Origin of the sequence: Stappia sp., from assembly GCF_048268045.1 — a bacterium.
Lineage (GTDB): Bacteria > Pseudomonadota > Alphaproteobacteria > Rhizobiales > Stappiaceae > Stappia.
In genome coordinates, this window is sequence record NZ_JBLWWG010000002.1 from 153,092 (window position 1) to 179,855 (window position 26,764).

Annotated in this window: 23 protein-coding genes and 1 tRNA gene; 10 read left to right on the forward strand and 14 right to left on the reverse strand. The window is 66.4% G+C overall.

Going from position 1 to position 26,764, the window contains the following annotated elements:
- Positions 1-7: 7 nt before the first annotated feature.
- Positions 8-898 (reverse strand): EamA family transporter, encoded by an 891-nt coding sequence (locus tag ACN0WF_RS03255; protein ID WP_417771346.1) that lies wholly within the window; start codon positions 896-898, stop codon positions 8-10.
- Between the two features lie 80 nt (positions 899-978).
- Between ACN0WF_RS03255 and ACN0WF_RS03260 the strand changes: the two genes are divergently transcribed.
- Complete coding sequence (locus tag ACN0WF_RS03260) at positions 979-1,479, forward strand: MarR family winged helix-turn-helix transcriptional regulator (protein WP_417771347.1); 501 nt, start codon at positions 979-981, stop codon at positions 1,477-1,479.
- A gap of 428 nt (positions 1,480-1,907) precedes the next feature.
- Positions 1,908-3,338, forward strand: coding sequence for an amidase (locus tag ACN0WF_RS03265; protein ID WP_417771348.1), 1,431 nt, complete (start codon positions 1,908-1,910; stop codon positions 3,336-3,338).
- Between the two features lie 180 nt (positions 3,339-3,518).
- On the opposite strand, the gene ACN0WF_RS03270 is transcribed toward ACN0WF_RS03265, so the two are convergent.
- The 4 genes from ACN0WF_RS03270 to ACN0WF_RS03285 form a co-directional block, all read right to left on the reverse strand.
- Positions 3,519-3,595: transfer RNA gene (locus tag ACN0WF_RS03270), tRNA-Arg, on the reverse strand.
- Positions 3,596-3,911: 316 nt separating this feature from the next.
- The gene (gene trpB / locus ACN0WF_RS03275; RefSeq protein ID WP_417771349.1) at positions 3,912-5,126 is read right to left on the reverse strand and encodes a tryptophan synthase subunit beta; all 1,215 of its coding nucleotides are present in this window, start codon (positions 5,124-5,126) and stop codon (positions 3,912-3,914) included.
- A gap of 26 nt (positions 5,127-5,152) precedes the next feature.
- Positions 5,153-5,806 (reverse strand): phosphoribosylanthranilate isomerase, encoded by a 654-nt coding sequence (locus tag ACN0WF_RS03280; RefSeq protein ID WP_417771350.1) that lies wholly within the window; start codon positions 5,804-5,806, stop codon positions 5,153-5,155.
- A 14-nt stretch (positions 5,807-5,820) separates the two neighbouring features.
- Positions 5,821-8,103, reverse strand: a complete 2,283-nt coding sequence (locus ACN0WF_RS03285) for an NADP-dependent malic enzyme (RefSeq protein ID WP_417771351.1) — start codon at positions 8,101-8,103, stop codon at positions 5,821-5,823.
- 306 nt (positions 8,104-8,409) lie between these two features.
- On the opposite strand from ACN0WF_RS03285, the gene mutS reads away from it, so the two are divergent.
- Positions 8,410-11,076, forward strand: a complete 2,667-nt coding sequence (gene mutS / locus ACN0WF_RS03290; RefSeq protein ID WP_417771706.1) for a DNA mismatch repair protein MutS — start codon at positions 8,410-8,412, stop codon at positions 11,074-11,076.
- A 70-nt stretch (positions 11,077-11,146) separates the two neighbouring features.
- On the opposite strand, the gene ACN0WF_RS03295 is transcribed toward mutS, so the two are convergent.
- Positions 11,147-12,070 carry a methylated-DNA--[protein]-cysteine S-methyltransferase gene (locus ACN0WF_RS03295; protein ID WP_417771352.1) on the reverse strand — a complete coding sequence of 308 codons (924 nt, stop codon included), beginning with the start codon at positions 12,068-12,070 and terminating at the stop codon, positions 11,147-11,149.
- A gap of 191 nt (positions 12,071-12,261) precedes the next feature.
- On the opposite strand from ACN0WF_RS03295, the gene ACN0WF_RS03300 reads away from it, so the two are divergent.
- Positions 12,262-14,079 (forward strand): hypothetical protein, encoded by a 1,818-nt coding sequence (locus ACN0WF_RS03300; protein WP_417771353.1) that lies wholly within the window; start codon positions 12,262-12,264, stop codon positions 14,077-14,079.
- Positions 14,080-14,092: 13 nt separating this feature from the next.
- Here ACN0WF_RS03300 and ACN0WF_RS03305 read toward each other — a convergent pair whose 3' ends face one another.
- Positions 14,093-14,620, reverse strand: a complete 528-nt coding sequence (locus ACN0WF_RS03305; RefSeq protein ID WP_417771354.1) for a DUF2244 domain-containing protein — start codon at positions 14,618-14,620, stop codon at positions 14,093-14,095.
- A 22-nt stretch (positions 14,621-14,642) separates the two neighbouring features.
- On the opposite strand from ACN0WF_RS03305, the gene nth reads away from it, so the two are divergent.
- Complete coding sequence (nth, locus tag ACN0WF_RS03310) at positions 14,643-15,440, forward strand: endonuclease III (protein ID WP_417771355.1); 798 nt, start codon at positions 14,643-14,645, stop codon at positions 15,438-15,440.
- A gap of 99 nt (positions 15,441-15,539) precedes the next feature.
- On the opposite strand, the gene irrA is transcribed toward nth, so the two are convergent.
- Entirely contained in the window at positions 15,540-15,959 is a 420-nt protein-coding gene (gene irrA, locus ACN0WF_RS03315; protein ID WP_417771356.1) for an iron response transcriptional regulator IrrA, read from the reverse strand.
- A gap of 546 nt (positions 15,960-16,505) precedes the next feature.
- Here irrA and fabA point away from each other — a divergent pair.
- The 3 genes from fabA to fabI all read left to right on the forward strand — a co-directional run bounded on the left by fabA (position 16,506) and on the right by fabI (position 19,382).
- A complete protein-coding gene (gene fabA / locus ACN0WF_RS03320; RefSeq protein WP_417771707.1) occupies positions 16,506-17,015 on the forward strand; it encodes a 3-hydroxyacyl-[acyl-carrier-protein] dehydratase FabA in 510 nt (169 codons plus the stop codon).
- Positions 17,016-17,266: 251 nt separating this feature from the next.
- Positions 17,267-18,484, forward strand: coding sequence for a beta-ketoacyl-ACP synthase I (fabB, locus tag ACN0WF_RS03325; RefSeq protein WP_417771357.1), 1,218 nt, complete (start codon positions 17,267-17,269; stop codon positions 18,482-18,484).
- A 70-nt stretch (positions 18,485-18,554) separates the two neighbouring features.
- Entirely contained in the window at positions 18,555-19,382 is an 828-nt protein-coding gene (fabI, locus tag ACN0WF_RS03330) for an enoyl-ACP reductase FabI (RefSeq protein ID WP_417771358.1), read from the forward strand.
- 106 nt (positions 19,383-19,488) lie between these two features.
- On the opposite strand, the gene ACN0WF_RS03335 is transcribed toward fabI, so the two are convergent.
- Positions 19,489-20,055: an SH3 domain-containing protein gene (locus ACN0WF_RS03335; protein ID WP_417771359.1), complete on the reverse strand. Its 567-nt coding sequence runs from the start codon at positions 20,053-20,055 to the stop codon at positions 19,489-19,491.
- A gap of 316 nt (positions 20,056-20,371) precedes the next feature.
- Between ACN0WF_RS03335 and ACN0WF_RS03340 the strand changes: the two genes are divergently transcribed.
- On the forward strand, positions 20,372-21,358 hold the full coding sequence (locus ACN0WF_RS03340) for a 2-hydroxyacid dehydrogenase (protein ID WP_417771360.1): 987 nt from the start codon (positions 20,372-20,374) through the stop codon (positions 21,356-21,358).
- Positions 21,359-21,448: 90 nt separating this feature from the next.
- On the opposite strand, the gene dnaQ is transcribed toward ACN0WF_RS03340, so the two are convergent.
- From dnaQ to ACN0WF_RS03365, 5 genes are all read right to left on the reverse strand, one after another.
- Positions 21,449-22,168: a DNA polymerase III subunit epsilon gene (gene dnaQ / locus ACN0WF_RS03345; RefSeq protein ID WP_417771361.1), complete on the reverse strand. Its 720-nt coding sequence runs from the start codon at positions 22,166-22,168 to the stop codon at positions 21,449-21,451.
- Positions 22,169-22,361: 193 nt separating this feature from the next.
- Positions 22,362-22,949, reverse strand: coding sequence for a dephospho-CoA kinase (gene coaE / locus ACN0WF_RS03350; protein WP_417771362.1), 588 nt, complete (start codon positions 22,947-22,949; stop codon positions 22,362-22,364).
- A complete protein-coding gene (locus tag ACN0WF_RS03355) occupies positions 22,946-23,785 on the reverse strand; it encodes a shikimate dehydrogenase (RefSeq protein ID WP_417771363.1) in 840 nt (279 codons plus the stop codon). Before ACN0WF_RS03355 ends, coaE begins: the two co-directional genes overlap by 4 nt.
- Positions 23,782-24,378: a Maf-like protein gene (locus ACN0WF_RS03360; protein WP_417771364.1), complete on the reverse strand. Its 597-nt coding sequence runs from the start codon at positions 24,376-24,378 to the stop codon at positions 23,782-23,784. Before ACN0WF_RS03360 ends, ACN0WF_RS03355 begins: the two co-directional genes overlap by 4 nt.
- A gap of 54 nt (positions 24,379-24,432) precedes the next feature.
- Positions 24,433-25,251: a pyruvate, water dikinase regulatory protein gene (locus ACN0WF_RS03365; RefSeq protein ID WP_417771708.1), complete on the reverse strand. Its 819-nt coding sequence runs from the start codon at positions 25,249-25,251 to the stop codon at positions 24,433-24,435.
- Positions 25,252-25,713: 462 nt separating this feature from the next.
- Here ACN0WF_RS03365 and hemE point away from each other — a divergent pair, with 462 nt between their 5' ends.
- Positions 25,714-26,760 (forward strand): uroporphyrinogen decarboxylase, encoded by a 1,047-nt coding sequence (hemE, locus tag ACN0WF_RS03370; protein WP_417771365.1) that lies wholly within the window; start codon positions 25,714-25,716, stop codon positions 26,758-26,760.
- The last annotated feature ends 4 nt before the right edge of the window (positions 26,761-26,764 follow it).

Here is a 26,764-nt window from a genome sequence, read left to right on the forward strand (position 1 = left end):
CAAGGGCCTAGCGCACCGCCAGCTGCGTGGCCGCGAGAGCCCGTTTCGCACGCGCTGCCTGTGCCCGCTGACCTGCGATGATGCTGGCGAAGATGACGAGAACGCCCGCCATCTGCATCGGCGAGAGCGTCTCGCCGACCAGCGCCCAGCCAAGCACGACGGCGGTCACCGGGCTCAGGAAGCCGAGCGGCGCGATGACCGAGGGCTCGAGCCGGGAAATTCCGCGAAACCACACGAGATAGGTGAGCGCCGCGCCGATCAGACCGAGATAGGCAAGGCCGGCGAGATTGCCGAGGTCGACAGTCTGCGGCATGGGCGCAAGCAGGAGCGCCACCGGCAGCAGCAGGACGCCGCCGGCGGCGAGCTGCCAGGCGGTGAATGTGAGCGGGCCGGCCGGCGGTTGCCAGCGGCGCGAGAGCACCGTGCCGAAAGCCATCGACACCGCCCCGCCAAGGCCGGCCGCGAGGCCGAGCGGATCGAGCTCCGCGCCCGGTGTCAGGATCAGCATGGCAACGCCGCCGATGCCGGCAAGAGCGGCAAGCACCGCCATCATGGCGATTGGCGTGCCGAGAAGCGGCCGCGACAGCAGCACCACCAGCAGCGGCTGGATCGCGCCCACCGTCGCCGCAACGCCACCGGGCAACCGGTAGGCGGCGACGAAGAGCAGCACCCAGAAGACCGAGAAATTCAACGCGCCGAGCAGGAACACCCGCCCCCACCACGCCCCGCGGGGCAACTGCCCGACGATGACCAGCAGCAGCAGGCCCGCCGGCAGGGCGCGCAGCAACGCCACCAGCAGCGGATGCCAGCCGGGCAGATAGGTCGTGGCGACATAATAGGAGCTGCCCCAGATCGCGGGGGCAAGCGCCGTCAGCAGAAGGTCCAGACGTGGGCTCATGGCCGATCTCCATTTATCTTGACGTCAAGATATGACCATAAATCTTGACGTCAAGATAAAACTCCGGCGATATGTCGATCATGGATCATGTCGACCGCATCATTGATCAATGGACCCGGGAACGCCCCGATCTCGACGCCGGACCGATGGCCATCATCGGCCGCCTTGGACGCCTCGTGCGCGCCTTCTCCCGCGAGATGGATGCAACCTTTGCCCGCCACGGGCTCAACCAGGCGAGCTTCGACCTGCTCGCCACCCTGCGCCGGTCGGGGCCCCCTTACGCGCTCTCGCCGGGCGCGCTGATGGACGCGACCATGGTGACGTCAGGCACGGTGACCAACCGCATCGACCGGCTGGAACGGGCCGGCCTGGTCGTCCGCAAGCCCAATCCGCAGGATGGCCGCGGCTTCGTCGTCTCACTGACGCCGGAAGGTTTCCATCGCATCGAGGCCGCCGTATCGGACCACGTCGAGACCCAGGCCCGCCTCCTCGCCCCACTCGACACCGCCGACCGCACCGCCCTCGACGCCCTGCTCAGGAAGGCCGGGACAGGTCGAGAGGAACCGACCAAAACCGATTGATCTTGGCGACCAGCCTCACTTCGACAGTGACCAGCTCCCCTGAAATGCTCTCGATTTGAGGTTGGTCTGTTCGCCTGATCTGGACCGACCACTGAAAAGGGGCTTTTCGCGGATAGTTTCCAGTTGGATCGCTCCCGTTCTGTGACGGATGAGCCAAATGGGTGCCAGAAAATCGTGAGCCCGAATTGGTCACAAGGAAATCTTACATAAGAAATTGATTTTCATGGATTCTATGGTGTTTCGCACCTGTTGCAGATGACAACTACGTTTACGCTATGGCCCTCTAAATTGAGGCACGAGTGAATGGTTCCTATTAGGTGGAAAGTGGACAGTCCGCTTTCAGGCCGGAAATTTCATAAGCGGACGCTAGAAGCCGTCTATTGCAGCCCAACAGGTGAATCACTCGTATTTCTGGAATCGGATCGGACATGCCTAATCAGTCGCCGTTGGAGCTTGATTTAACACAGCTATCGAAAGCGCTCATCGAGCGACAGTGGACTGCGCGCGCAGTTGCTGAGGCAACTATGTCCCGTATTAGAGAGCTTGACCGCGATCTACATGCCTTCTGCACCTTAGACGAAACGGCAATTGCTCAGGCAGAGGACGTCGATCGCCGCCTTGCTGCTGGATTGCCCGTGGGACCGCTGGCAGGTGTTCCCGTGGCTGTTAAGGACCTGATATGCACCCGAGGCCTACGCACTACGTTTGGTTCGCGTCTGTATGGCAATTTTGTGCCCGATCAGGATGATATCGTTATCGAACGCCTCAGAGCGGCGGATGCGATCATTGTCGGCAAAACGAATGCCTCTGAATTTGGCTACGGCGCTGTCGGCCACAATCACCTTTTCCCTACGACACGGAACCCATGGAACACGGCTCTGACCCCGGGCGGCTCCAGTGCCGGCTCGGCCGCTGCTATCGCCGCACGGATGGTTCCGTTGGCCCTGGGGAGTGATGGCGGCGGGTCAATACGAATCCCCGCGTCGCTGTCTGGCATCTTCGGCATGAAACCGTCCTGGGGGCGTGTACCGCTCTATCCAGGGTGTCGCGACGAACGCTATCCTGGCCAATCCAGTTGGGAGTCGCTGGAGCACATCGGCCCATTGACCCGAAACGCGGCGGATGCCGCTCTGGCCTTATCTGTCATCAGCGGCCCTAGCCCTTATGACAGGCATTCGATTCCATCGAGTGTCAGCGATTGGGCTTTGGATGGCATGGAAACGATGAAAGATGTCCGTATCGCATATACGCATGACCTCGGTTTTGCGCCCGTCGATCCCGAAGTACGTGCGGTCTTCGAAAATATAATCCGGGAACTGGAGAAGATCATTGGCAGCATTGTCTGCGCTTATCCGGCCGTCGGGAACACGGAAGGCCTACTGGACACCCTCGTTGCGCTGGAGACGGATCGCGCGGGGCTCAAGGCCATGGCCGCCGAGCAAGGCATCCGATTGGATGGCTGGATAGGGAGTATCCTTGAACGCAAGTGGAGCGCGGACCAATTCACTGCCGCACTTTTGGAGCGGAAGCGGGTTGTCAATATTACCACCAAGTTCATGGCCGACTTTGATTTTCTGCTAACGCCGGCAACCGCAACCGCGGCGTTTCCGATAGATACAGACGGCCCGGCAGAAATAGCGGGGCAAGCTCTTCCTCCGTCAGCGTGGGTTCCATTCTCGGCGCTCGCAAACTTTACGGGTCAACCTGCGGCCTCAGTTCCGATCGGTTTCACAAATGACGGCCGCCCGATTGGCTTGCAAATCATGGGCCGTCACCTCGATGACAGGGCGGTTCTTTCCTTATCTGCGATCATCGAAACACTATTTCCAAATAACCGCTGGCCTGGTCCGAAGCTATGACAATGGATGTACGGTGTCTGTTGGCTTCTCGTTGAAGAGAAAGCTATGACAACCACTGCAGCTCGTGATTTCCGGTTTCAGGACTGATGATCGCCGACACTAACGACCGCAATGGGGTCGGGAGTTGCCGTTTGCTGGCCTTCAAAATTGATCGGGCTGTAGCGTGGAATCGGCGGTATTTGGCGCACCCGACAGGATTCGAACCTGTGACCTCTGCCTTCGGAGGGCAGCGCTCTATCCAGCTGAGCTACGGGTGCCTTGCCTGCGTGACGCGGCGAATTGTCGAACCGATATCTGATCCGCCGGGGCGAGGCAACGGTTTTTGTCCCGCAGCCCGCGCCCAGGGCAAATGGCGTGGTGCACTTGTGGACGCCATGGGACGGGCGGGCAACGGGCGCGCCGTCCGTGCGAGGCGCCGCCAGGTCGCTGGAAGCGGGACGGCGCGACCGTTTTCTGAACCAATACAGCCTGGATCGCACACGCGGTACTGAGAGCCGTCGTGCCACCGCACCCCCTGGGCCAGGGGAGCCGCCCCCGCGCGGTGCATGGGCGCGCCGCGCGGGGGCCACGCTGTTACAGGTCGTAGCCGAGGATCTTGCCGACGGTGAAGACGTCCTTGTCGCCGCGCCCGCACAGGTTCATGACCAGGATCTGGTCCTTGCCCATCTGCGGCGCCAGCTTGATGACCTGGGCAAGCGCATGGGCCGGCTCCAGCGCCGGAATGATGCCCTCGACGCGGGTCAGGAGCTGGAAGGCGTCGAGCGCCTCCGTGTCGGTAATCGGCACATAGTCGACGCGGCCGGTGTCCTTCAGCCAGGAATGCTCCGGCCCGATGCCCGGATAGTCGAGACCGGCGGAGATCGAATGGCCCTCGAGGATCTGGCCGTCATCGTCCTGCAGCAGATAGGTGCGGTTGCCGTGCAGCACGCCCGGCTTGCCGGCGTTGATCGAGGCGCAATGCTCGTTGCCCTCCAGACCGTGGCCGCCAGCCTCGACGCCGTAGATCTTGACGCTGTCATCGTCGAGGAACGGATGAAACAGGCCGATGGCGTTGGAACCGCCGCCGACGGCGGCGACGATGGCGTCCGGCAGCCGGCCCTCGGCCGCGAGGATCTGCTCGCGCGTCTCCGTGCCGATCACCGACTGAAAGTCGCGCACCATCTCGGGATAGGGGTGCGGGCCGGCGGCGGTGCCGATCAGGTAATAGGTGTCGGAGACATTGGTCACCCAGTCGCGCAACGCCTCGTTCATCGCGTCCTTGAGCGTGCCGGCTCCGGCCGTGACCGGCACGATCTCGGCGCCCAGAAGCTTCATGCGAAAAACGTTCGGCTTCTGCCGCTCCACATCGGTGGCGCCCATGTAGACGACGCAGGGCAGGCCGAAGCGGGCGCAGACGGTCGCCGTCGCCACGCCGTGCTGGCCGGCGCCGGTCTCGGCGATGATGCGCGTCTTGCCCATGCGCTTGGCAAGCAGGATCTGCCCGAGACAGTTGTTGATCTTGTGGCTGCCGGTGTGGTTGAGCTCGTCGCGCTTGAAGTAGATCTTCGCGCCACCGAGCTCCTCCGTCAGCCGCTCGGCGAAATAGAGCGGCGAGGGGCGGCCGGTGTAATGGGCGTTGAGATCATCGATCTCGGCCTGATAGGCCGGGTCGGCCTTCGCGTCCTTGTAGGCCTGCTCGAGATCGAGGATCAGCGGCATCAGGGTCTCGGCGACGTAACGCCCGCCGAAAATGCCGAAGTGCCCGCGCTCGTCCGGCCCGGTGCGGTAGCTGTTCAGCTGGATCGTCATGCTTTCGGTCCCTGTTCGGCGGCCCTTCAGGCCGCCCGTGTTGCGCCGCGCGCCGCCGCGACGAACGCCCGGATGAGGTCTGTGTCCTTGACGCCGCGTTCCCGCTCCACGCCGGAGGAAACGTCGACGTCGAAAATCCCGCCGATGCGGATGGCCTGCGCCACATTGTCCGCGTCGAGCCCCCCGGAAAGCATGAGGGGCAGCCCGAGGTCAAGATCCTTGAGAAGCCGCCAGTCGAAGCTGACGCCATTGCCGCCGGGAACCTCGCCCCCCTTCGGCGGCTTGGCGTCGAAGAGAAGACGGTCGACATGAGGCACATAGGGCGCCGCGGCGGCAATGTCAGCCGTCCGGGAGATGCCCAGCGCCTTCATGACCTTGCGGCCGTACCGCGCGGCGATGGCGGCTGCCCGCTCCGGCGTCTCTCGGCCGTGAAGCTGCAGCCAGTCGGGGCCAACCTCGGCGACGATGCGATCAAGCAGCGCGTCGGGCGCATCAACGGTGAGCGCCACCACTTCCGCCTTGCCGCGCGCCAGCCCGGCAAGCCGCGCCGCCGTCTCCAGGGAGACGTGGCGCGGGCTCTTTTCGAAGAAGACGAGGCCGATCATGTCGGCCCCTGCGTCCAGCGCGGCCTGAAGCGTGACCTCCTCGGAGAGGCCGCAGATCTTGACGAGACCGCTCATGGCGCCTTCCTGCCTCACGTCACGTTGTAGGCGGCGATGGCCGCCATGTTGACGATGTCGCTGTCCTTGGCCCCGATGGGCAGGATCTGCACCGGCTTGTCGAGGCCGACGAGCAGCGGGCCGATCACCGTCGAGCCGCCGAGCTCCTGCAGCATCTTGGTCGAGATCGAGGCGGAGTGGAACGCCGGCATGACGAGCACATTGGCCGGGGCCGTCAGGCGACAGAACGGATAGGCCGCCATCTTGTCCATGTTGAGGGCGACATCCGCGCCCATCTCGCCGTCATATTCGAAGTCGACGCGCCGCCGGTCGAGGATCTTCACCGCCTCGATCACCTTCTCCGAACGCTCCCCGCGCGGATGGCCGAAGGTGGAATAGGCAAGCATGGCGATACGCGGCTCGTAGCCGAGCCGGCGGGCGACGTGGGCCGCCTCCTCGGCGATATCGGCAAGCTCCTCCGAGGTCGGCATGTCGATCACCGCCGTGTCGGCGACGAGCACCGTGCGGCCCCGGCACAGCGCCAGCGACACGCCAATGACCCTGTGGCCGGGCTTGGTGTCGATGCAGCTGCGCACGGTGTCGAGGGCGACGGAATAGTTGCGCGTCAGGCCCGTCACCATGGCGTCGGCATCGCCGCGCGCCACCATGATCGCGCCCCAGTAGTTGCGGTCGTTGTTGACCAGCCGCTGACAGTCGCGGTGCAGGTAACCGTGCCGCTGAAGCCGCGAGTAGAGGAAGTCGGCGTAATCGGAATTGCGGTTCGACAGCCGCGCGTTGAGGATGGTGATACCGCCACGCTCCAGATCGATGCCGGCGCCATGGGCGACGTTGCGCACCTCGTCCTCGCGGCCGATGAGGATCGCCTCGCCAAGCCCCTGCTGGACGAAGCTCGCCGCGGCGCGCACCACCGGCTCCTCCTCGCCCTCCGCGAAGACCACGCGCTTGGGCTGCTGGCGCACCTTGGAGAAGATGCGCTGGAGCGTGCCGGCGACCGGATCGCGGCGGGCGGAGAGCTGCTCGCGGTAGCGGTCCATGTCGACGATCGGCCGCCGCGCCACGCCGGTCTCCATCGCCGCGCGGGCGACCGCCGGCGGAATGGCGGAGATCAGGCGGGGATCAAAAGGCACCGGGATGATGTATTCGCGGCCAAACTTCGGCCGTGTGCCGCGATAGGCGGCGGCGACCTCGTCGGGCACCTCCTCGCGGGCGAGGGCGGCCAACGCCTCGGCACAGGCGATCTTCATCGCCTCGTTGATCTCCGTCGCCTGTACGTCGAGCGCGCCGCGGAAGATATAGGGAAAGCCGAGGACGTTGTTGACCTGGTTGGGATAATCGGACCGGCCGGTGGCGACGATGGCGTCGTCGCGCACCGCATGGGCTTCCTCCGGGGTGATCTCCGGATCCGGATTGGCCATGGCGAAGATGATCGGGTTCGGCGCCATCTCCTTCAGCATGTCGTCGGTGAGCGCGCCCTTGACCGAGACGCCGAGGAAGACGTCGGCCCCCTTCAGCGCGTCATGCAGGCTGCGCGCCTTGGTCTCCACCGCGTGGGCGGACTTCCACTGGTTCATGCCCTCGGTGCGGCCCTTGTAGATCACGCCCTTGGTGTCACACAGCAGGACGTTGTCATGCGGCACGCCCAGCGCCTTGGCCAGCTCGATGCAGGCGATGCCGGCCGCGCCAGCGCCGTTGCAGACGATGCGGGTGTCCTTGATATCGCGCCCGGTCAGATGCAGCGCGTTGATCAGGCCCGCCACCGCGATGATCGCCGTGCCGTGCTGGTCGTCGTGGAAGACGGGAATGTCCATGAGCTCGCGCAGGCGGCTCTCGATCATGAAGCATTCCGGCGCCTTGATGTCTTCAAGGTTGATGCCGCCGAAGGACGGGCCCAGGTAGCGCACCGAATTGACGAAGGCGTCGACGTCTTCGGTATCGACCTCCAGGTCGATGGAATCCACATCGGCGAAGCGCTTGAAGAGCACGGCCTTGCCCTCCATCACCGGCTTGGCGGCCAGCGCGCCGAGGTTTCCAAGGCCGAGAATGGCGGTTCCGTTGGTGATGACGGCGACGAGATTGCCCCGCGTGGTGTAGTCGAAGGCGCGCGAGGGGTCCTCGGCGATGGCGCGCACCGGCACGGCTACGCCGGGCGAATAGGCCAGCGACAGGTCGCGCTGGGTCGCCATCGGCTTGGTGGGCGAGATCTCGAATTTACCGGGCCGGCCCTGCTGGTGGAATTGCAGCGCCTCCTGCTCGGTGAAACTGACGTTGCTCTTACCCGTCTTGTCCGTCGTCGGCATTTCGCTCCCTTCCCTAAGGCCTTGCCGCCGGCGACCGGCGGACGAAGACCTTATCCCCGGAAAATTCGGCACTCAAGCTGCCCGCGCCGTCACCGGGCCGGAAAGCACTGAACTCTTTTGCTAAGCAGTTTCGCCAGGATCCAAGGTGATCCCGGGCCGAGATTTCGGTTTCCGGGGGGCCGCGCGCGAATTAGGGTCTGCCCGATGGTCGAGACAGCCGAAACACCCAGCACCGCCAGGAACGGCAAGGACGCCGGAGCAGCGCACGGCGCGCCCGCGCCCGATCCGTCCGGCATGACGCCGATGATGGCGCAGTACATCGAGATCAAGACCGCCAATCCGGACTGCCTGCTGTTCTACCGGATGGGCGACTTCTACGAGATGTTCTTCCACGACGCGGAGCAGGCCTCGCGGGCGCTCGGCATCACGCTGACCAAGCGCGGCAAGCACCTGGGCGAGGACATCCCCATGTGCGGCGTGCCGGTCCATGCCGCCGACGACTACCTGCAGAAACTCATCGGGCTCGGCTTCCGCGTCGCCGTTTGCGAGCAGACCGAGGATCCGGCCGAGGCGAAGAAGCGCGGCTCCAAGTCGGTGGTGCGGCGCGAGGTGATCCGCCTTGTCACGCCGGGCACCCTGACCGAGGAGCGGCTGCTCGAGGCGGCGCGCAACAACTTCCTGCTGACCCTGCACCGGGCGCGCGGCGGCTCGCTCGGCGAGGGCGAGGTCTTCGGGCTTGCCTGGGTCGACATCTCGACCGGCACCTTCCGGGTGGCGACGAGCGAGGGCGGGCGGCTTGCCGCCGATCTCGCCCGTATCGACCCGCGCGAGATCGTCGTCGCCGACGCGCTGCTCGACGACGCGCATCTGCGGCCTCTCCTGAAAGACACGCCAGCGGCGCTGTCGCCGGTGCCCAGGAGCCTCTTCGACGGGGCGACGGCGGCCGACCGTCTGGCGCGCTACTACGGAGTAGCGACGGCGGAGGCCTTCGGCCGCTTTTCCCGCGCCGAGCTGACGGCAGCGGCGGCGGCCATCGCCTATGTGGAGCGTACCCAGTACGGCGACCGCCCGCCGCTCGATCCGCCGGCGCATGAGGGCGAGACGGCGCGCATGCTCATCGACCCGGCGACACGGGCGAACCTGGAGCTGATGCGCACCCTTTCCGGCGAGCGCGCCGGATCGCTTCTGTCCGTCGTCGACCGCACCGTTTCCGGTGCCGGCTCCCGCCTGCTGGCGACCCGGCTGGCAAGCCCGCTCACCGACGTCGAGGAAATCCGTGCGCGCGCCGACGCGGTGGCGCGCCTGTTCGACGACACCTACCTGCGCGAGCGGCTGCGCGAGCGGCTGAAGGCGGTGCCGGACATGGCCCGCGCCCTGTCGCGCATCGCGCTGGAGCGCGGCGGTCCGCGCGATCTCGCCGCGCTTGCCGACGGGCTGTCGGCGGCCGCCGACATCGCCGATCTCTTCGCCGACCCGAGCGCGGAAGGCACGGAAATCGCCGGCGCGCTCGCCGGCATCGTCAATGCCCCGACGGACCTGCGCGACCGACTGAAGGCAGCGCTTGCCGACGACCTGCCGCTGTTGCCCCGCGACGGTGGTTTCGTTGCCCTGGGGTTCCTGCCCGAGCTCGACGACTTGCGCCGGCTTCGCGACGACAGCCGCAAGGTGATCGCGCAAATGCAAGGCGCGCTGATCGAGGAATTCGGCATCCGGGCGCTGAAGATCAAGCACAACAACGTGCTGGGCTGGTTCATCGAGGTGCCGGCCGCCCATGCCGAAAAGCTGACGGCAGAGCCCGGTCGCTTCATCCACCGCCAGACCATGGCCGGCGCCATGCGCTTCACCACGCCGGACCTTGCCGATCTGGAAAGCCGCATCGCCAATGCAGCAGGCCGCGCGCAGGCGCTGGAACTGGCCCTTTTCGCCGAGCTTTCGGCGGAAGTCACGGCGGCGGGCAGCGCCATCAAGGGGGCCGCCGACGGGCTGGCCGTGCTCGACGTCTGCGCCGGACTTGCCCATCTCGCGGACGCGGAAAACCACACCCGCCCCATCGTCGACGACAGCCTCGCCTTTTCCATCGAGGGCGGGCGTCATCCGGTGGTCGAACAGGCGCTGAAGCGCGACGGCGGCGACGGCTTCGTCGCCAACGACGCGGAGCTGGGACCGGGCGAGGGCGAGAAGGCCGGCCACATCTGGCTGGTCACCGGTCCGAACATGGCCGGCAAGTCGACCTTCCTGCGCCAGAACGCACTGATCGCGATCCTTGCCCAGACGGGTGCCTTCGTGCCGGCCGCGCGCGCCCACATCGGCGTGGTCGACCGGCTGTTCTCGCGGGTGGGCGCGGCCGACGATCTGGCGCGCGGGCGCTCCACCTTCATGGTCGAGATGGTCGAGACGGCGGCAATCCTCAACCAGGCCGGCGCGCGGGCGCTGGTCATCCTCGACGAGATCGGCCGTGGCACCTCCACCTTCGACGGCTTGTCCATCGCCTGGGCGGCGGTCGAAAACCTGCACGAGGTCAACCGATCCCGCGCGCTGTTCGCCACCCATTATCACGAACTCACAGCCCTTGCCGGCCGGCTGCCGCGGCTCTCCAACGCCACCGTGCGGGTCAAGGAATGGCAGGGCGACGTGGTCTTCCTGCACGAGATCGTGCCGGGTGCGGCCGATCGGTCCTACGGCATTCAGGTGGCCAAACTGGCCGGCCTGCCGCCAGCGGTGATCGAGCGGGCGAGGGCGGTTCTCTCGCAGCTTGAGGAGCAGGACCGGCGCGCGCCGGGCGAACAGCTGATCGACGACCTGCCACTCTTCGCCGCGGCCGCCACACCGAAGCAGGCACCTCCCGCGGCAGCCTCCGGCCCAGATCCGCTGCACGAGGCGATCGAGGGCCTCGACCCGGACGACATGACCCCGCGCGACGCGCTCGAGGCGCTCTACCGCCTGAAGCGCATGCTCCGCGAGACGCGAAACTGAAATCGGGCGGCGCTCCGGCGCCGGCCGTCTCATCGATCCCGAAAAGCCCTTGCCGGAAAGCCCGCACGGGTCAGACCTGCTCGAGCACGGGTCCGGCCAGTCCCGCCTCCCAGCCGAGGATCGCCCGCTTGCGGGTCAGGCCCCAGTGATAGCCGCAAAGGTCGCCGCTGCTTCCAAGCACCCGGTGACAGGGTACGACGAAGGAAATCGGATTGCGGCCGACGGCGCGACCGACGGCACGCGCCGCCTTCGGCTTGCCCAGCTTCTCCGCGACCGCCGAGTAGGTCGTCGCCCGGCCGAGGGGAATGCCGAGCAGGGTTTCCCAGACGCGGATTTCGAAATCGGTGCCGATGAGAACGACCCGCAGCGGCGTTTCCGGTGTCCAGGCACCGGGGTTGAAGATGCGACGCGCCAGCGGCACGGTCACCGCCATGTCCTCGACATAGGTCGCCTTCGGCCAGCGTTCCATCATGTCGTCGAGCGCCGCGCGCTCCTCTCCCGGATCGGCGAAGGCAAGCCCGGCAAGCCCGTTTTCCGTCGCCATCACCAGCGCCTTGCCGAAAGGCGAGGGGTGGAAACCCCACCGGATCGTCACGCCTTCGCCCCGGGCGCGGTAGACGCCGGGCGTCATCGCCTCATGGGTGACGAAAAGATCGTGCAACCGGGCCGGGCCGGACAGGCCCAGCTCGTAGGTTGTTTCCAGCACCGTCGCCGAGCGGCGCAGCAGGTCGCGGGCGTGGTCGAGGGTAATCGCCTGCAGAAACTGCTTCGGCGTGATGCCGGCCCAGCGCGAGAACACGCGCTGCAACTGGATCGGCTGCACGCCGGCCTCGCGGGCCAGCACGTCGAGACCGGGCTGCGACCGCCAGCTCTCCGTGATCGCCCTGAGTGTCCTGCGCACGATCTCATAATCGCGGCAGGCCTGTTCCGGCGCGAGATCGCTCACCTCGGCACTGTCGGGAAAGAGGGGGGAAAGGGTCTGCTCAAGGGTCATGGCACTACGCTCCTGTCGGCAGAACACTAGCGCCGGCGCGGGCGGGCAACCACCCGATTTGCGAGGTCCAACGGACATGCCGCGTCTTGCTTCGGTCAAAAAGAGGCGACACTCTGCCCCGGTTCCCCGCAAGGGTGCCGGCCGCCGACAGCGGCAGCAACGCCCGCCCCGCATTTCCGACGGATACGCCCATGTCTCTTTTTCCACGTTCGTTCACGCCGCGACGGTCGGGCCGGGCGCTTGCCCTTGGTCTTGCCACCGCCTCCCTGCTCGTTCCCGCGCTGGCGCAGGCGCAGGACAGCGGCCAGAAGCGGATCGAACGCAAGCTGGTGATGATCGAGACCAGCGACGAGGCACCGATCCGCGAGGTGTCCGTCGACGGTAGCCCGGTCCAGGTGCGCCGGCGCTCAAAGGCGCGCGTCTTCATCGAGGTGGACGGAAACCCCAAGAACGACGGCCAGATCGATTGCCGGCGCGACATGCGCCTGGTGCTTTCGGACGGGCGTATCCTGCAGGACAAGGTCGATATCTGCGGCGACTGGAAGGTGACCATGAACGCCGAGGCGACGCTGAAGCGTCAGGCCGACGCCGGGCGGTCGGTGCGTCAGGCGGTTCCCTCGACCGCCGCGCCCAGCGCACCGCCGCGCGCCGGAGGTGTGCGACGGCCGGCCGCCGGAGAGGGATCCGGCGACCTGCGCGGCAGCCGGGGGGACGAGGAAAAGACGCCAGCACCGGCGACCACCGCCCCGGACCGGCAGGAGGCCGCCGGCAACCGCCCGCAAGCCGCCGATCAGCTGCAAGCAGATCGCAGGGCGGACGAGCGGGACCAAGGCACCTCGGCCGGCACCTTCGTCGCCGGCCCGCGCGGCGGTCTTCCCAACGACAGTTCGCTTCCCTCCGACGGCCTCGCGCTGCCGGTTCAGTCGGGCAAAACCTGGTATGTGGAGGACGACGGCGCGGAGGGATGGCGCCTCGTCTACGGCGTTCGCGAGACCGATGATACCGCGCTTCTGGCCACCTGCCGCAGTCGCTCCAACGCGGTGTCGCTCCGGCTCGCGCCGAGCGGACAGCCGGCGGCGGACGGCGCTCCCCTTGGAGTGACCCTTGCGGCCCGCGACGTGACCCGCCGCTACGATGCCCGCGCGGTGATGGATGCGCAGGCCGGCGTCGCGGTTCCCGTGGTCCAGCTCGCCGCCAGCGACCCGATCTTCGAGGGGCTTGCCCGGGGCAACACGCTCACCGTCGGCATCGGCGGGCATTGGGCCTACCGGATCTCACTGTCGGGCAGCGCCGGAGCGGTGCGTCGCTTCCAGCAGGCCTGCGCCCCGCAGGCCCCGCGCGAGCAGGACGTCGCCGGCGTCGACACCACCTATCGCCAACCCTCGCGGCCCGCACCCACCGACAGCTATCCCGACCCGTCCTGCGCCGACGAAGGCTTCGTCGGTTCCGTGGCGAGCGACCGGCCGTCACGGCTCGTCATCCTCAACGAGCGCCGCCGTCCGGTCGTCGTCCATTGGCTCGATTTCGATGGATACCGGCGCAGCCAGGCCGAAGTGCCGCCCGGCGGTCGCATGGTGCAGGACACGCTGCAGGGGCATCCCTGGCTGGTGTCGAACCTAGGCGGACGCTGCCTCGGCATCTACATGGCGCGCGGCGCATCCCGCACGGTGACGCTGCGGCCCGGCGGAGGTGGCGGAGGCGGACGCCTGCCCGAGGCGCCGTTGCCGCCGGCACCCGTCGCGCCCCGCCTTTCCTATCCGGCCCCCGACGGCGACACGCTTCAGCTTTCCTATGATTGCGACAGCGGCAGCTATCTGGACGTCACCATCGACAACGCCCGCAATGTCGCCATCGTGCGCGAGCGCGGCCTGTCCCCGGTGACCCTGCCCGACCGCTCGCGCGACGTCGACTTCGACTATGCCGCGCGCGGCTACCGGTTGTCGGGCGGCGGCAACAGCGTCATGTGGGTGCGCCCGGGCGCGACCCCGCAGTCCTGCCGGATTTTCTGAAGAGGAAACAGGCCTATCCGACCGGTTGCGGCCCACCCGTCGGCGGGCCGCCGGCCCGCGCGGTGGCGAGCGCCGCGCGCAGGGCGCCGGCGAAACTGGTGCGATCGTCAGGATTGAGAAAGCCGCCGATGTCGACCGCCTGTCCCCGGGCGACAAGCGTGATCCGCACGACGCCCTCGTCGGCGATTTCGCTCAACTGCAGCCGCGCCCAGAACGGATTGAAGCGGAAGAGCTGCTCGCGGCCGGCGCTGCTGACCTTGCGCACGATCACCTCGGTGCGCGAGACCGCCACCTCCTCGAAAGCCCGCGCGGCGCGGTAGTTCCAGCGAAAGGCGAGAAAGACAACGAGCACGTCTAGCCCGAGAAAGCCGAAGACCGGCCAGGCTCCCATCGACAGGAAGATCAGGCCGGAGACGAGCGATGTGCCGCCCAGGATCGCCATGAGCAGGCGAAAGCCGCCCTGGCCAAGCGACCGGTAGGGCGTCAGCAGCGCCGAGAAGAAGGGCGCGTCCGGATCGGTTTTCGGATTGCCGCTGGTCATGGGGCGACAGTATAGAGGGACGATGAGCGAGAACCAGACGGAAACCGGCAAAACCCGCCGGGCGATAGCGCCGAAAAAACGTGCATCGGCCACCGCCGCGCCCGCTCGAAAGGCGGCTGCGAAGAGCACGGCCGCGGCACGGCCGCGCGGCGCACCGCGCTACAGCAAGGACGAGATCCACGCGATCTTTGCCCGCTTCCGCGCCGCAAACCCCGAGCCGCAGGGCGAGTTGTTCCACACCAATCCCTACACGCTGCTCGTCGCCGTGGCGCTGTCCGCGCAGGCGACGGACGTTGGTGTCAACAAGGCGACGCGACCGCTTTTCGCCGAGGTCGACACCCCGGAAAAGATGGTCGCGCTCGGCGAGGAGCGACTGCGCGAAGCGATCAAGACCATCGGCCTCTACCGCAACAAGGCGAAGAACGTCATTGCCCTGTCGCAGATCCTGATCGAACGCTTCGACGGCGCCGTCCCGCAGGATCGCGAGGCGCTCGAGACGCTGCCGGGCGTCGGCCGCAAGACCGCGAATGTGGTGTTGAACATCGCCTTCGGCCAGCCGACGATCGCCGTCGACACCCACCTCTTCCGGCTGGGAAACCGCATCGGCCTCGCGCCCGGGAAAACACCGCTGGCCGTCGAACTGGCGCTGGAGAAAATCGTGCCGCCGGAGTTCCTCAGGCACGCCCACCACTGGCTCATCCTGCATGGCCGCTACATCTGCAAGGCGCGCCGGCCGGAGTGCGAGAAGTGCCTCATCTGGGATTTGTGCAAGAGCCCGGAGAACACGCGCCGCGACGAGCAGAAAGCGCTCGCGCGCTGAAAGGCCGGGCGTTTCCGGCAATTCGAGACACAGATTTTCGAAGAAATGTCGTTTTTTTAGAGAAACGCCGGCGCCGGCGTGACGGGCGACCGCCGTGCGTCAGTCCTTGCGACGCAGGCGCACAACCACGTCGACGCGGACGATTTCCATGCCCTCGGGCGCCTCGGGCAGCTTCGCCATGCTGACGCCGGAGCCGGGGATATCGACCACCTTGTTCTCTCCCTCGATGAAGAAGTGGTGGTGGTCGTCGGTGTTGGTGTCGAAATAGGTCTTGGTGCCCTCGACCGCGACCTCGCGCAGCAGGCCCGCCTCGGTGAACTGGTGCAGCGTGTTGTAGACGGTGGCAAGAGACACCGGGACGTTGGCGGCCTCCGCCTCCTCGTGCAAAAGCTCGGCGGAGACATGACGGTTGCCGCGCGAATAGAGAATTTCGGCAAGCGCGACCCGTTGCCGCGTCGGGCGAAGCCCCGCGATCCGCAACATGTCCTGAACCCTGCGCTGTTCCTGCCGTTCCTTCACGTCGCCTTGCCGCCTTTCGCCGTCGTTCCCGCGATGGCCGCGACCCCTGTCGTCGCCACCGCACCGATTGTTCGTCTCCGCCGCCACATCCCGCGAAACCGCGGATGGGCCGGGCGCGGCGTTCGAAACCCCGCCGATGGCGGTTTTCTGCCACGAACCGCCCTGCTTGCGCAAGGGCAGGCGGAGCGCACGCTTCCCGGCGGTCAAATGGCATCTCCCCAGGGAGATCCCCGCCGCCCGTCGACAAGGCCGTTCCTTCCCCTGATATGGGGAGGCGTTCCCGCGCCGCCAGTCGTGTTTCACAGTACACGAAAGCATTTGCCCCGCGAAGTGCGGATTTCCCCGGTCCCGGAACGGGGAGCACGGGGCCGCCGGCGCTCACCCCGCCCGGAGCCGCTTGCGGCAATTTTCGCCGCCCCGGCGGCGTCCCACGGGCTTTCGGAGCGCGGGACCCTATGTTAGTAAGCGCGTCGGCAACAGACTTCGGCGTCATCCGTCAGGCACTGGCGGAGAGCGAACCGGAGCAACACGAACATGCGGGATTGGATCAACGTGCGGCAATCGAGCTATTCCTACGAAGACCTGCTGACCTGTGGACGCGGCGAGCTTTTCGGCGCCGGCAACGCGCAGCTGCCGCTGCCGCCGATGCTCATGTTCGACCGGATCACCGAGATCTCGGAAGACGGTGGCGAGCACGGCCTTGGCCATGTCCGCGCCGAACTCGATATCAAGTCGGACCTGTGGTTCTTTCCCTGCCATTTCCAGGGCGATCCGGTGATGCCGGGCTGTCTCGGTCTCGACGCCCTGTGGCAGATGACCGGCTTCTTCCTCGGCTGGCTCGGCGAGCCGGGCAAGGGCCGCGCCCTGTCGACCGGCGAGATCAAGTTTTCCAAGATGGTGACGCCGGACGTCAAGCTGGTCGAATACGGCGTCGACATCAAGAAGCTGCGGCGCGGACGGCTGGTGCTCGGCATCGCCGACGGCTGGCTGAAGGCGGACGGCGAAAAGATCTACCAGGCGACCGATCTGCGCGTCGGGCTTTTCCGCACCGCCTGATTACGCAGCGCCAGGCGCTACTTGCTGCATCGCCGCAAGACGGATGATTGATCCGCGCCGCCATGCCGCCTATCTGGTTGTTCGGGAGACGACGCGCAGATGCGGGTCGCAAGCCCGGCGGACCGGACACTGGCGGCCGCGGCGCGGTACGCGCGCATGTCCTCACGCCCCGCTTGGCGTGAGCGATCCAGACAAGGCAGATTTCGAGGGCCGCACGCAGCGCGCACGGCCGGAAGATACGGGAGACCGCAATGAGGCGGGTGGTTATTACCGGGATGGGGATCGTGTCGTCGCTTGGCGGCAACACCCAGGAAGTCACGGCGAGCCTTCGCGAAGGCAAGTCGGGTATCGTCCCCGCGGAAGACTACGTTCGGCTGGGCTTCCGATGCCACGTCCATGGCGCGCCGACCGTCGACCCCTTCGAGGCGCTCGACCGCCGCACCACGCGCTTCATGGGTCCGGGCTCGGCCTGGGCCTATATGTCGATGCAGCAGGCAATCGCCGACGCGGGCCTTGAGGACAACGAGGTCTCGAACGAGCGCACCGGCATCATCGTCGGTTCGGGCGGTCCGTCCACCCGCACCATCGTCGAGGCCGCCGATATCACCCGCGAGAAGGGCCCGCGCCGCATCGGCCCGACGGCCGTCCCCAAGGCGATGAGCTCGACCAATTCCGCGACGCTCGCCACGCCGTTCAAGATCCACGGCGTCAACTATTCGATCTCCGCGGCCTGCGCGACCACCAACATCTGCATCGGCAACGCGGCCGAGCTGATCCAGTGGGGCAAGCAGGACGTGGTCTTCGCCGGCGGCGGCGAGGATCTCGACTGGACGCTGTCGAACCTGTTCGACGCCATGGGCGCCATGTCGAGCAAGTACAATGACACCGCCTTCAACGCCTCGCGCGCCTTCGACAAGAACCGCGACGGCTTCGTCATCGCCGGTGGCGGCGGCATCGTCGTGCTCGAGGAGCTGGAGCACGCCAAGGCGCGCGGCGCGAAGATCTACGCCGAGGTCGTCGGCTATGGCGCGACGTCGGACGGATACGACATGGTCGCTCCCTCGGGCGAGGGTTCGGCGCGCTGCATGAAGCTGGCGCTGCAGGACGTCAAGGACCCGATCGACTACGTCAATCCGCATGCGACCTCGACCCCGGTCGGCGACGAGCGCGAAGTCGAGGCGATGCGCACGGTGTTCGGCAAGAACATGCCGCGCATCTCCGCGACCAAGTCCCTGTCCGGTCATTCCCTCGGCGCGGCCGGCGTGCATGAAGCGATCTATTCGCTGCTGATGATGCAGGGCGATTTCATCGCCGCCTCGGCGCATATCGAAGAACTCGATCCCGTCTTCGAGGACGTGCCGATCGTGCGCGAACGCATCGACAACGCCGGCCTCACCACGATCATGTCCAACGGCTTCGGCTTTGGCGGCACCAACGCAACCGTTGTGCTTCGCCGATACGGCGCCTGACGGACAACACGATACCACCGGCGTGCGCGGGTCTTGCACCCGCCGGCCGGTTCTCTTGCAGGAGTAGGGAATGAGCGGGCTTATGAAGGGCAAACGCGGTCTCGTCATGGGCGTCGCGAACGATCACTCCATTGCATGGGGCATCGCACGCACGCTCGCCGAGCACGGCGCGGAACTTGCCTTCACCTATCAGGGCGAAGCATTCGGACGCCGTGTGAAGCCGCTCGCCGAAAGCGTCGGCGCGAAGCTGCTGCTGCCGTGCGACGTCGAGGACGTCTCCACGGTCGACAGCGTCTTCGACACGCTGCGCGAAGAGTGGGGCTCCATCGATTTCCTCGTCCATGCCATCGCCTTTTCCGACAAGTCGGAACTGCGCGGCCGCTATGCCGACACGACGCGCGAGAATTTCGTGCGTACCATGGTGATTTCCTGCTTCTCCTTCACGGAAATCGCCAAGCGGGCGGCGGCTCTGATGACCGATGGCGGGTCGATGGTGACGCTGACCTACGGCGGATCGAACCGGGTGATGCCGAACTACAACGTCATGGGCGTGGCCAAGGCGGCGCTTGAATCCTCCGTGCGCTACCTGGCGATGGACTTCGGCGAGAAGAACGTGCGCGTCAACGCCGTCTCCGCCGGCCCCGTGCGCACGCTCGCCGGCTCCGGCGTGTCCGACGCGCGGGTGATGTTCAACTACCAGAAGCAGCATTCGCCGCTTGGCCGCACCGTCACCATCGACGAGGTCGGCGGCTCGGCGCTCTACCTGCTGTCCGACCTGTCGTCCGGCGTCACCGGCGAGGTTCATTTCGTCGACAGCGGCTACAACACCGTGTCGATGCCGCGCCTTGGCGCACTGAAGACGCAGGAAGCCCAGGCTCTCGAGAGCGAGGAAGCCTGAACGGCAACCGCTCGCGACACGCGCGAACGTTTCCACGGCCCCGCCGGCGCAAGCCCGCGGGGCCGTTTGCGTTTGACACCCGCCGAAGCGATCCGGCGGGACGGGTTCAGTTGAAGGTTTCGTCCGGGTAGACGCCGAAGAGCCGCGTCTGGTCGACCCAGCCGGAAAAGCCACGGCCGGAAATGCTGCACCAGCCTTTCGCGCAGCTTTCGACATTGGCAAGCACATTGGGCTCAAGCTCGGCGACAACGCCGGCGTCCGAACGCGGATCGGCGCGCAGGGGCGTCACCCCCGTCTGCTCCCAGGGGGTGACCAGCGCCGTGCGCCGGCCGGTCAGCAGCGAATGGAACACCCATCCCTCGTCGCCCTCCCAATCGCGGATGCGACGCCAGTTCTCGAACTCCTGGACGATCTCCACCGGAAGACCGGAGCGCACGAAGGTCCAGCCGATGCGGTGCTCGCGGCTCGGGCCGACGCGCACGTTGACGCGGTCCGACTTGAGACTGACGAAGCGGGGCACCGGGAAGCCGCTCGGGCCGGTGGTGGTGGCCTGCGCCGCGGCCTCGCGCGCGGGCCAGCAGGCGAGGATGGCAAGCGCCAGGGCGAGCGTCACGGCGAGAACCGGGGTCGCGAACGCCTGGACACCGTTTCTGCCTGAGGGACGACGCAACATCTCTGGACAATCCTTCTTCTTCGCCGGGCAATCGGCGGGCGGACCCGCGCGGGGAGGGCGCGCATCCAGCCTTGCACTTTCGTCGGGAACGTGTCGCCACCCTGACCGCGCGAATCGCGCGATTTCAAGGCAGTTTCGCCGATCCCCCCCGGCATCCGGGAGGGGTGCGGGCGGAATCAATCGAAGCCGATCCCTTGTTTTGACCCGGTCATCTGGTAATGAGGACGGGTCTGTTGCATCGTCGGGATCAGGAGACGACGCAGTTTGGATCAGGCAGGGTTAACGAGCCCTCAATAGAGTGCGGAAGGCGAGGAGCATGCCGAAGAAGAAGCCGCTGGTCGTCGTGACCCGGAAACTGCCGGATGTCGTCGAAACGCGCATGCGCGAACTTTTCGAGACACGATTGAACGAGACCGACCATCCGCTGAGCCAGGCGGAACTCGTCGAGGCAGTGAAGACCGCCGATGTGGTGGTGCCGACCGTCACCGACCGTATCGATTCCGCCGTTCTTTCCCAGGCGGGGCCCAACCTCAAGCTGATCGCGAACTTCGGCAATGGCGTCGACAACATCGACGTCATCACCGCCAACAACCGCGGCATCACCGTCACCAACACGCCGGGGGTCCTGACCGAGGACACCGCCGACATGACCATGGCGCTGATCCTCAGCGTGCCGCGGCGCATGTCGGAAGGCATCAAGGTGCTGGAGCAGGGCGCGTGGACCGGCTGGTCCCCGACCTGGATGCTCGGTCACCGGATCTGGGGCAAGCGGCTCGGCATCATCGGCATGGGCCGCATCGGCCGCGCGGTGGCGCGCCGGGCCAAGGCCTTTGGCATGTCGATCCATTATCACAACCGCCGCCGCGTTCCGGACGCGGTGGAGGAGGAGCTCGAGGCGACCTACTGGGAAAGCCTCGACCAGATGCTCGCCCGCATGGACGTCGTCTCGGTGCACTGCCCGCACACGCCGGCGACCTATCACCTGCTCTCCGCTCGCCGGCTGAAGCTGATGAAGCCCAATGCCTATCTGGTCAACACCGCGCGCGGCGAGGTGATCGACGAGGCGGCCCTGATCCGTCAGCTCGAAAGTGGCCACCTGGCCGGCGCCGGGCTCGACGTGTTCGAGCACGAGCCGGCGGTCAACCCGAAGCTCGTCGCCTCCGACAAGGTGGTGCTGCTGCCGCACATGGGATCGGCCACCGTCGAGGGTCGCGTCGACATGGGCGAGAAGGTGATCATCAACATCAAGACCTTCATGGACGGCCACCGTCCGCCCGACCGGGTGCTGCCGTCGATGCTGTGAGGCGCCGCCGCCTCCCTGCTTTCATGAAAACGCCCCGGCCGAGACCGGGGCGTTTTTCGTTTCCGCCAGGAAATCAATCGAGCTGGGCGCTCAGGTCTCGCCGTCGTAGGCCCGCCACAGGGCGTTGTCGCCCATGCCGGCGACAAACGCGCGGTGACGGGCAAGGGCCGCCTCGTCGAGGCGGGAGGGCAGCGGCACCGGCCGCTGGCGGGCGGGCTTGCGGGTGGCACCCAGGCCGCCAGCGTCGCGCAGGCTCTGCTCCTCCTCCTCGGCCGAGGCGAAGGACAGACCGGCCTGCTTGCCGCCGATCAGCTCGATATAGACCTCGGCGAGGATCTCGCTGTCGAGAAGCGCGCCGTGCCGTGTGCGTCGCGAATTGTCGATGCCATAGCGCGAGCAGAGCGCATCGAGCGAGGCCGGGGAGCCTGGATGCTTGCGCCGGGCGATGGCGAGCGTGTCGAGCACCTGTTCGTTCGGGATGGGACCGCGGCCGATGCGGGCAAGCTCCATGTTGATGAAGCCCATGTCGAAGCTGGCGTTGTGGATGACCAGCAGACCGTCGCCGACGAACTCGAGGAACTCCTCCGCCACCTCGGCGAACTTCGGCTTGTCCGACAGGAACTCCTCGGACAGGCCGTGCACGTTGAACGCCTCGATCGGCATGTCGCGCTCGGGGTTCAGGTAGACGTGATAGGTGCGCCCGGTCGGCACGTGGTTGACGAGCTCGACCCCGCCGATTTCCACCAGCCGGTCGCCGTTTCGCGGATCAAGGCCGGTGGTCTCGGTGTCGAAGGCGATTTCGCGGCGCATGTCGGGGAAGCCTGTGCGGATGATGTGTTGCGGGATGGCGGGCCGGGGACCCGGCTCGGGGCGCGCGTTCCGGCACCTGTCTTAGGCAAGTCTCCGGGACCTGTCTCGCACGGACAAGAACACATCCGTTCTCAACAATCCGTCCAGGATTTGTGAGACGTGTTTTCCACCACCTTCACACATGCCCCGCAGCTCAGCCAAGGGCTGCAACGGCGCGCAGAATTGAGGCAACCGCGCGGCCGGCGTGGTCGATCCCCTGGCCGGTATCCACAAGGAAATGGGCGCGGCGGCGCTTTTCGGCATCGGGCATCTGCTTGGCGAGGATCGCCTCGAAGGTCGCCTCATCCATGCCGGGACGCGCCAGCACGCGGGCGCGCTGGACCTCGGGACTGGCGGTGACAACGACGCGCGGACCGACGCGCCCCTGCGCCCCGGTCTCGAACAGCAGCGGAATATCGAGAACGGCGACACGGGCACCGGTGGCGCGCGCATCGTCCAGAAACGCCCGTTCGCGCGCGTGGACAAGCGGATGGACGATGGCCTCCAGCCGCTTCATCGCGTCGGCGTCGCCGATCACCAGCCGGCCGAGACGCTTGCGGTCGACGGCTCCCCCGCTTGTCGTGCCGGGAAAGGCGTCCTCGACCAGCGGCACCGCCTCGCCCCGGTAGAGCGCGTGGACGGCGGCATCGGCGTCATAGACGGCGGCGCCCGCGTCGGCGAACATCCCGGCCGTCGTCGACTTGCCCATGCCGATCGACCCGGTGAGGCCGAGGACAATCATTCCGACATCCCGAGATCGGCGAGAAGAGCGGCGCGAAGATCCTCCGTCACCCGCGGACGGACGCCGAACCAGCGCTCGAAGCCGGGCACCGCCTGATGCAGCAGCATGCCGAGGCCATCGACCACGCGATTGCCCCGCGCCCTGGCGGCCGCGAGCAGCGGCGTCTCCAGCGGCACATAGACGATGTCGTTGACGATCGCGGTTTTCGACAGCGGGGAGAGGTCGATCTGCAGCGGCGGCTGGCCGTGCATGCCAAGCGAGGTGGTGTTCACGAGGAGATCCGTCTTCCCCAGGATCTCCCCAAGCTGATCCCATCCCATGGCGATGGAGTCGGCTCCGAAACGCTCGGCCAGGGCACTGGCCTTGTCGCGAGTTCGGTTGACGATGGCCACAGTTTTCACACCACGCGAGAGCAACGCCCAGATCACCGCGCGGGCAGCGCCGCCGGCGCCGAGCACGGTGGCGTGCGCGACCTCGCCATCCCAGCCCGGGACGATCTGGTCGAGATTGCCGAGGAAGCCGAGGCCATCGGTGTTGGCCCCCATGACACGGCCTTCGGCGTCGAGCCAGATGGTGTTGACCGCGCCCATGGCCCGCGCCGCATCGTCGAGCTCGTCGCAGGACGCCGCCGCCGCTTCCTTGTTGGGAACGGTGACATTGCAGCCGACGAGACCGCTTGCTGCGAAATCGCGGTAGAAATCCGCGGCCGTTTCCGGGGCAACCTCCAGCCTGTCGTAGGTGCCATCGATATCATGGGCGGCCAGCCAGTGGCGGTGAATGACCGGCGAGCGCGAATGGGCGACCGGCGATCCGGTGATGGCGACGCGGCGCGTCATGCCTCGATGGCTCCAAGCCGGCGAAGTTCGTCGAGCACGGGCAGAAGGGGCAGGCCGAGAACGGTGAAATAGTCGCCGTCGATCGCCTCGAAGAGCTGGATGCCGGGCCCCTCGAGCTGATAGGCGCCGACACTTGTCAACGCCGTCTCGCCAACACGCGCCAGATAGCGCCCGACAAATTCCGGCCCGAATTTCCGCATCTTGAGGCGTACCGTTCCAACATGCGTCCACAGGGTTTCCCCATCGCGCACCACCGCCGCAGCGGAGTGGAGCGCATGGGTCCTGCCCGACATGGCGAGGAGCTGGCGGCGGGCGGCTTCCATGTCCTCCGGCTTGACCAGACGCTCGCCATCGAACTCGAGCACCTGGTCGGCGCCGATGACAAGCGCGCCCGGATGGCGGGCGCTGACGTCCTGGGCCTTCACCTCGGCGAGAACGCTGGCGATGTCCTCGGCCGACGACCCGCTCGCGAGCAGCGGGGCTTCGGCGGCACGTTCGTCCACCTGCGCGGGATCGACGGCAAAGGACAATCCCGCATTGGTCAGGAGTTCGGCGCGGATGCGGCTGCCGCTTGCGAGCACAAGATCGGTCATGAGGTCTCCCGGCATGGTCTTCTGGTCACGAAATCCGTGTCGCCAAAGGCGATATCAGGCGGAGAAAGCCTTGGCCAGCGCGCTCTTGTGGGCGCGATAGAGGCTCATGATCTCCGCCGCCGTCTCCTCGATGGACCGACGGGTGACATCGATCACCGGCCAGCCGCGCTCGGCGCAGAGCTTGCGGGTGATGGCAATCTCGCGGGCGATCGAGCGGCGGTCGACATAGCTCTCGTTGCCGAAGCTGGCCGCGTTGAGCGACAGGATGCGGTTCTGCCGGACCTGCTGGATGCGCTCGACCGAGGCAATCACGGCAACGACCATCGCCCGGCGCACATGGTTGATCTGCGGCGGCAGCGGAATGTCGGGAACGATGGGGATGTTCGCGGCCTTGATGCCCCGGTTGGCGAGATAGATGCAGGTCGGCGTCTTCGACGTGCGGCTGACGCCGAGAAGCACCACATCGGCCTCGTCGAGATCCTCGGGGATCTGGCCGTCGTCATGCAGCATGGTGAAGTTCAGCGCCTCGATGCGGTCGAAATACTCCGCGTCGAGCGCATGCTGGCCGCCGATGCGGCCTGTCACCCGCACGTTGAGATAGGACTGGAAAACGGAAAAGACGGGCGAGAGGATGTTGACGCAGGGCACGCCATGGGCCCGGCCGGCCCGTTCCAGCCGCTCGGCCAGTTCCGGGTCGACAAGCGTGTAGAGCACGATGCCCGGCGCATGCTCGATCTCGGCCAGCACGTCGTCGAGCTGCCGGGACGTGCGTACCAGCGGATAGACATGTTCGATGGCCTGCACGTCCTCATACTGGGCGGCGGCGGCACGGGCGACGGTCATCAGCGTCTCGCCTGTGGAGTCCGAAACCATGTGCAGGTGGAAGAAGTTACGACCTTTTCCCAAGCTGTTATCCCCGCCTCGCAGCCAACGTGTTCAAAAGACTCATAAATCGGGCCTTTTGGAGAGGGCCGCCGAAAAGCATGCCCGATGTCTCGAAACAATCAACAGCCCACAGCAGCGCGCGAGACGGATCCGAAAACGATCCGTGAAAGGTGGACAACCCGATTGTTCCTTCCCCGTCCCCAGGTTTTGCCACTCCGCCTTAAAAGTTAACAAAGCGTTAACGATCCGACAAGCGATTGAAGCTGCGAACATTTTCGTGTTATCAAGACTTCAGTCGGTTTTGCCGTCAACCGCATCGGCTCGACAAGCGCGATGCGAATGAGTCATGTGGACGGGTGTCGAGAACCGGTAATCCCGGATCATCACCGACTAACAAAAACAACAGAATCCTATTCAAGGATTCTTCTTTCTATTTTTATGGGGGTCTTCGTGACGGAAACCAGTTCGCGGCGCGTGATGCGGGTTCTTGCCGGAGAACGGCTCTGGCCCCCTCCCGTCTGGATGATGCGTCAGGCGGGCCGGTATCTCCCTGAGTACCGCCGTACACGTTTAAGTAAGGTTAATTTTCTGGAGTTCTGCTACGACACGGATCTGGCGGTGGAGGTCACCCTTCAGCCCATCCGGCGCTATGGCTTCGACGCGGCGATCCTGTTCTCTGATATTTTCGTCGTCCCGGACGCGCTCGGATACCCGGTTCGCTTCGAGGAAGGGCGCGGTCCGGTTCTCGAGCCGTTGAAGGCGAGCCTTGTCGAGGCGCTCGACCAGACCCGCGCCGAGGGCCATCTCGATCCGGTCATCGAGACCGTGCGGCGCCTGCGCGCCGAGCTTCCTGAGGAAACCACGCTCCTGGGCTTCTGCGGTGCCCCGTGGACGGTCGCCTGCTATTCGGTCGCCGGGCATACCACCCAGGACCAGACCGCCGCCCGGATCGGCGCCTATCGCGATCCTGCGCTGATGCAGTCGTTCATCGACGAACTGGTCACTGCCTCGATCCGCTATCTGGTGCGCCAGCTCCAGGCGGGGGCCGACGCGGTGCAGATCTTCGACACCTGGGCGGGCGTCCTGGACGATGCCGGTTTCGAGCGCTGGTCGGTGGCGCCGACGCGGGCCATCGTCGAGGGGGTTCGGGCACAAGTTCCGGACGCAAAGATCATCGGCTTTCCGAAGGCATCCGCGGCACGGATCAAACGCTTCATCGAAGGGACCGGCGTTGATGCTGTTGGCCTCGACTGGACGGTGCCGGGCGCGCTTGCCCGCGAGATCCAGGAGATCGTGCCGGTACAGGGCAATCTCGATCCCATGCGGCTGGTCGCCGGCGGCGAGGCGCTGACGGAAGGCGTGGCGCGGGTGCTGGAAACTCTGGGCGACGGACCGCTGGTCTTCAACCTTGGGCATGGCGTTACCCCCGAGGCGGACCCGGAAGAGGTCGGCCGCATGATCGAACTGGTGCGCTCCGCTCCGGATCCGAGGGGATAAGGCG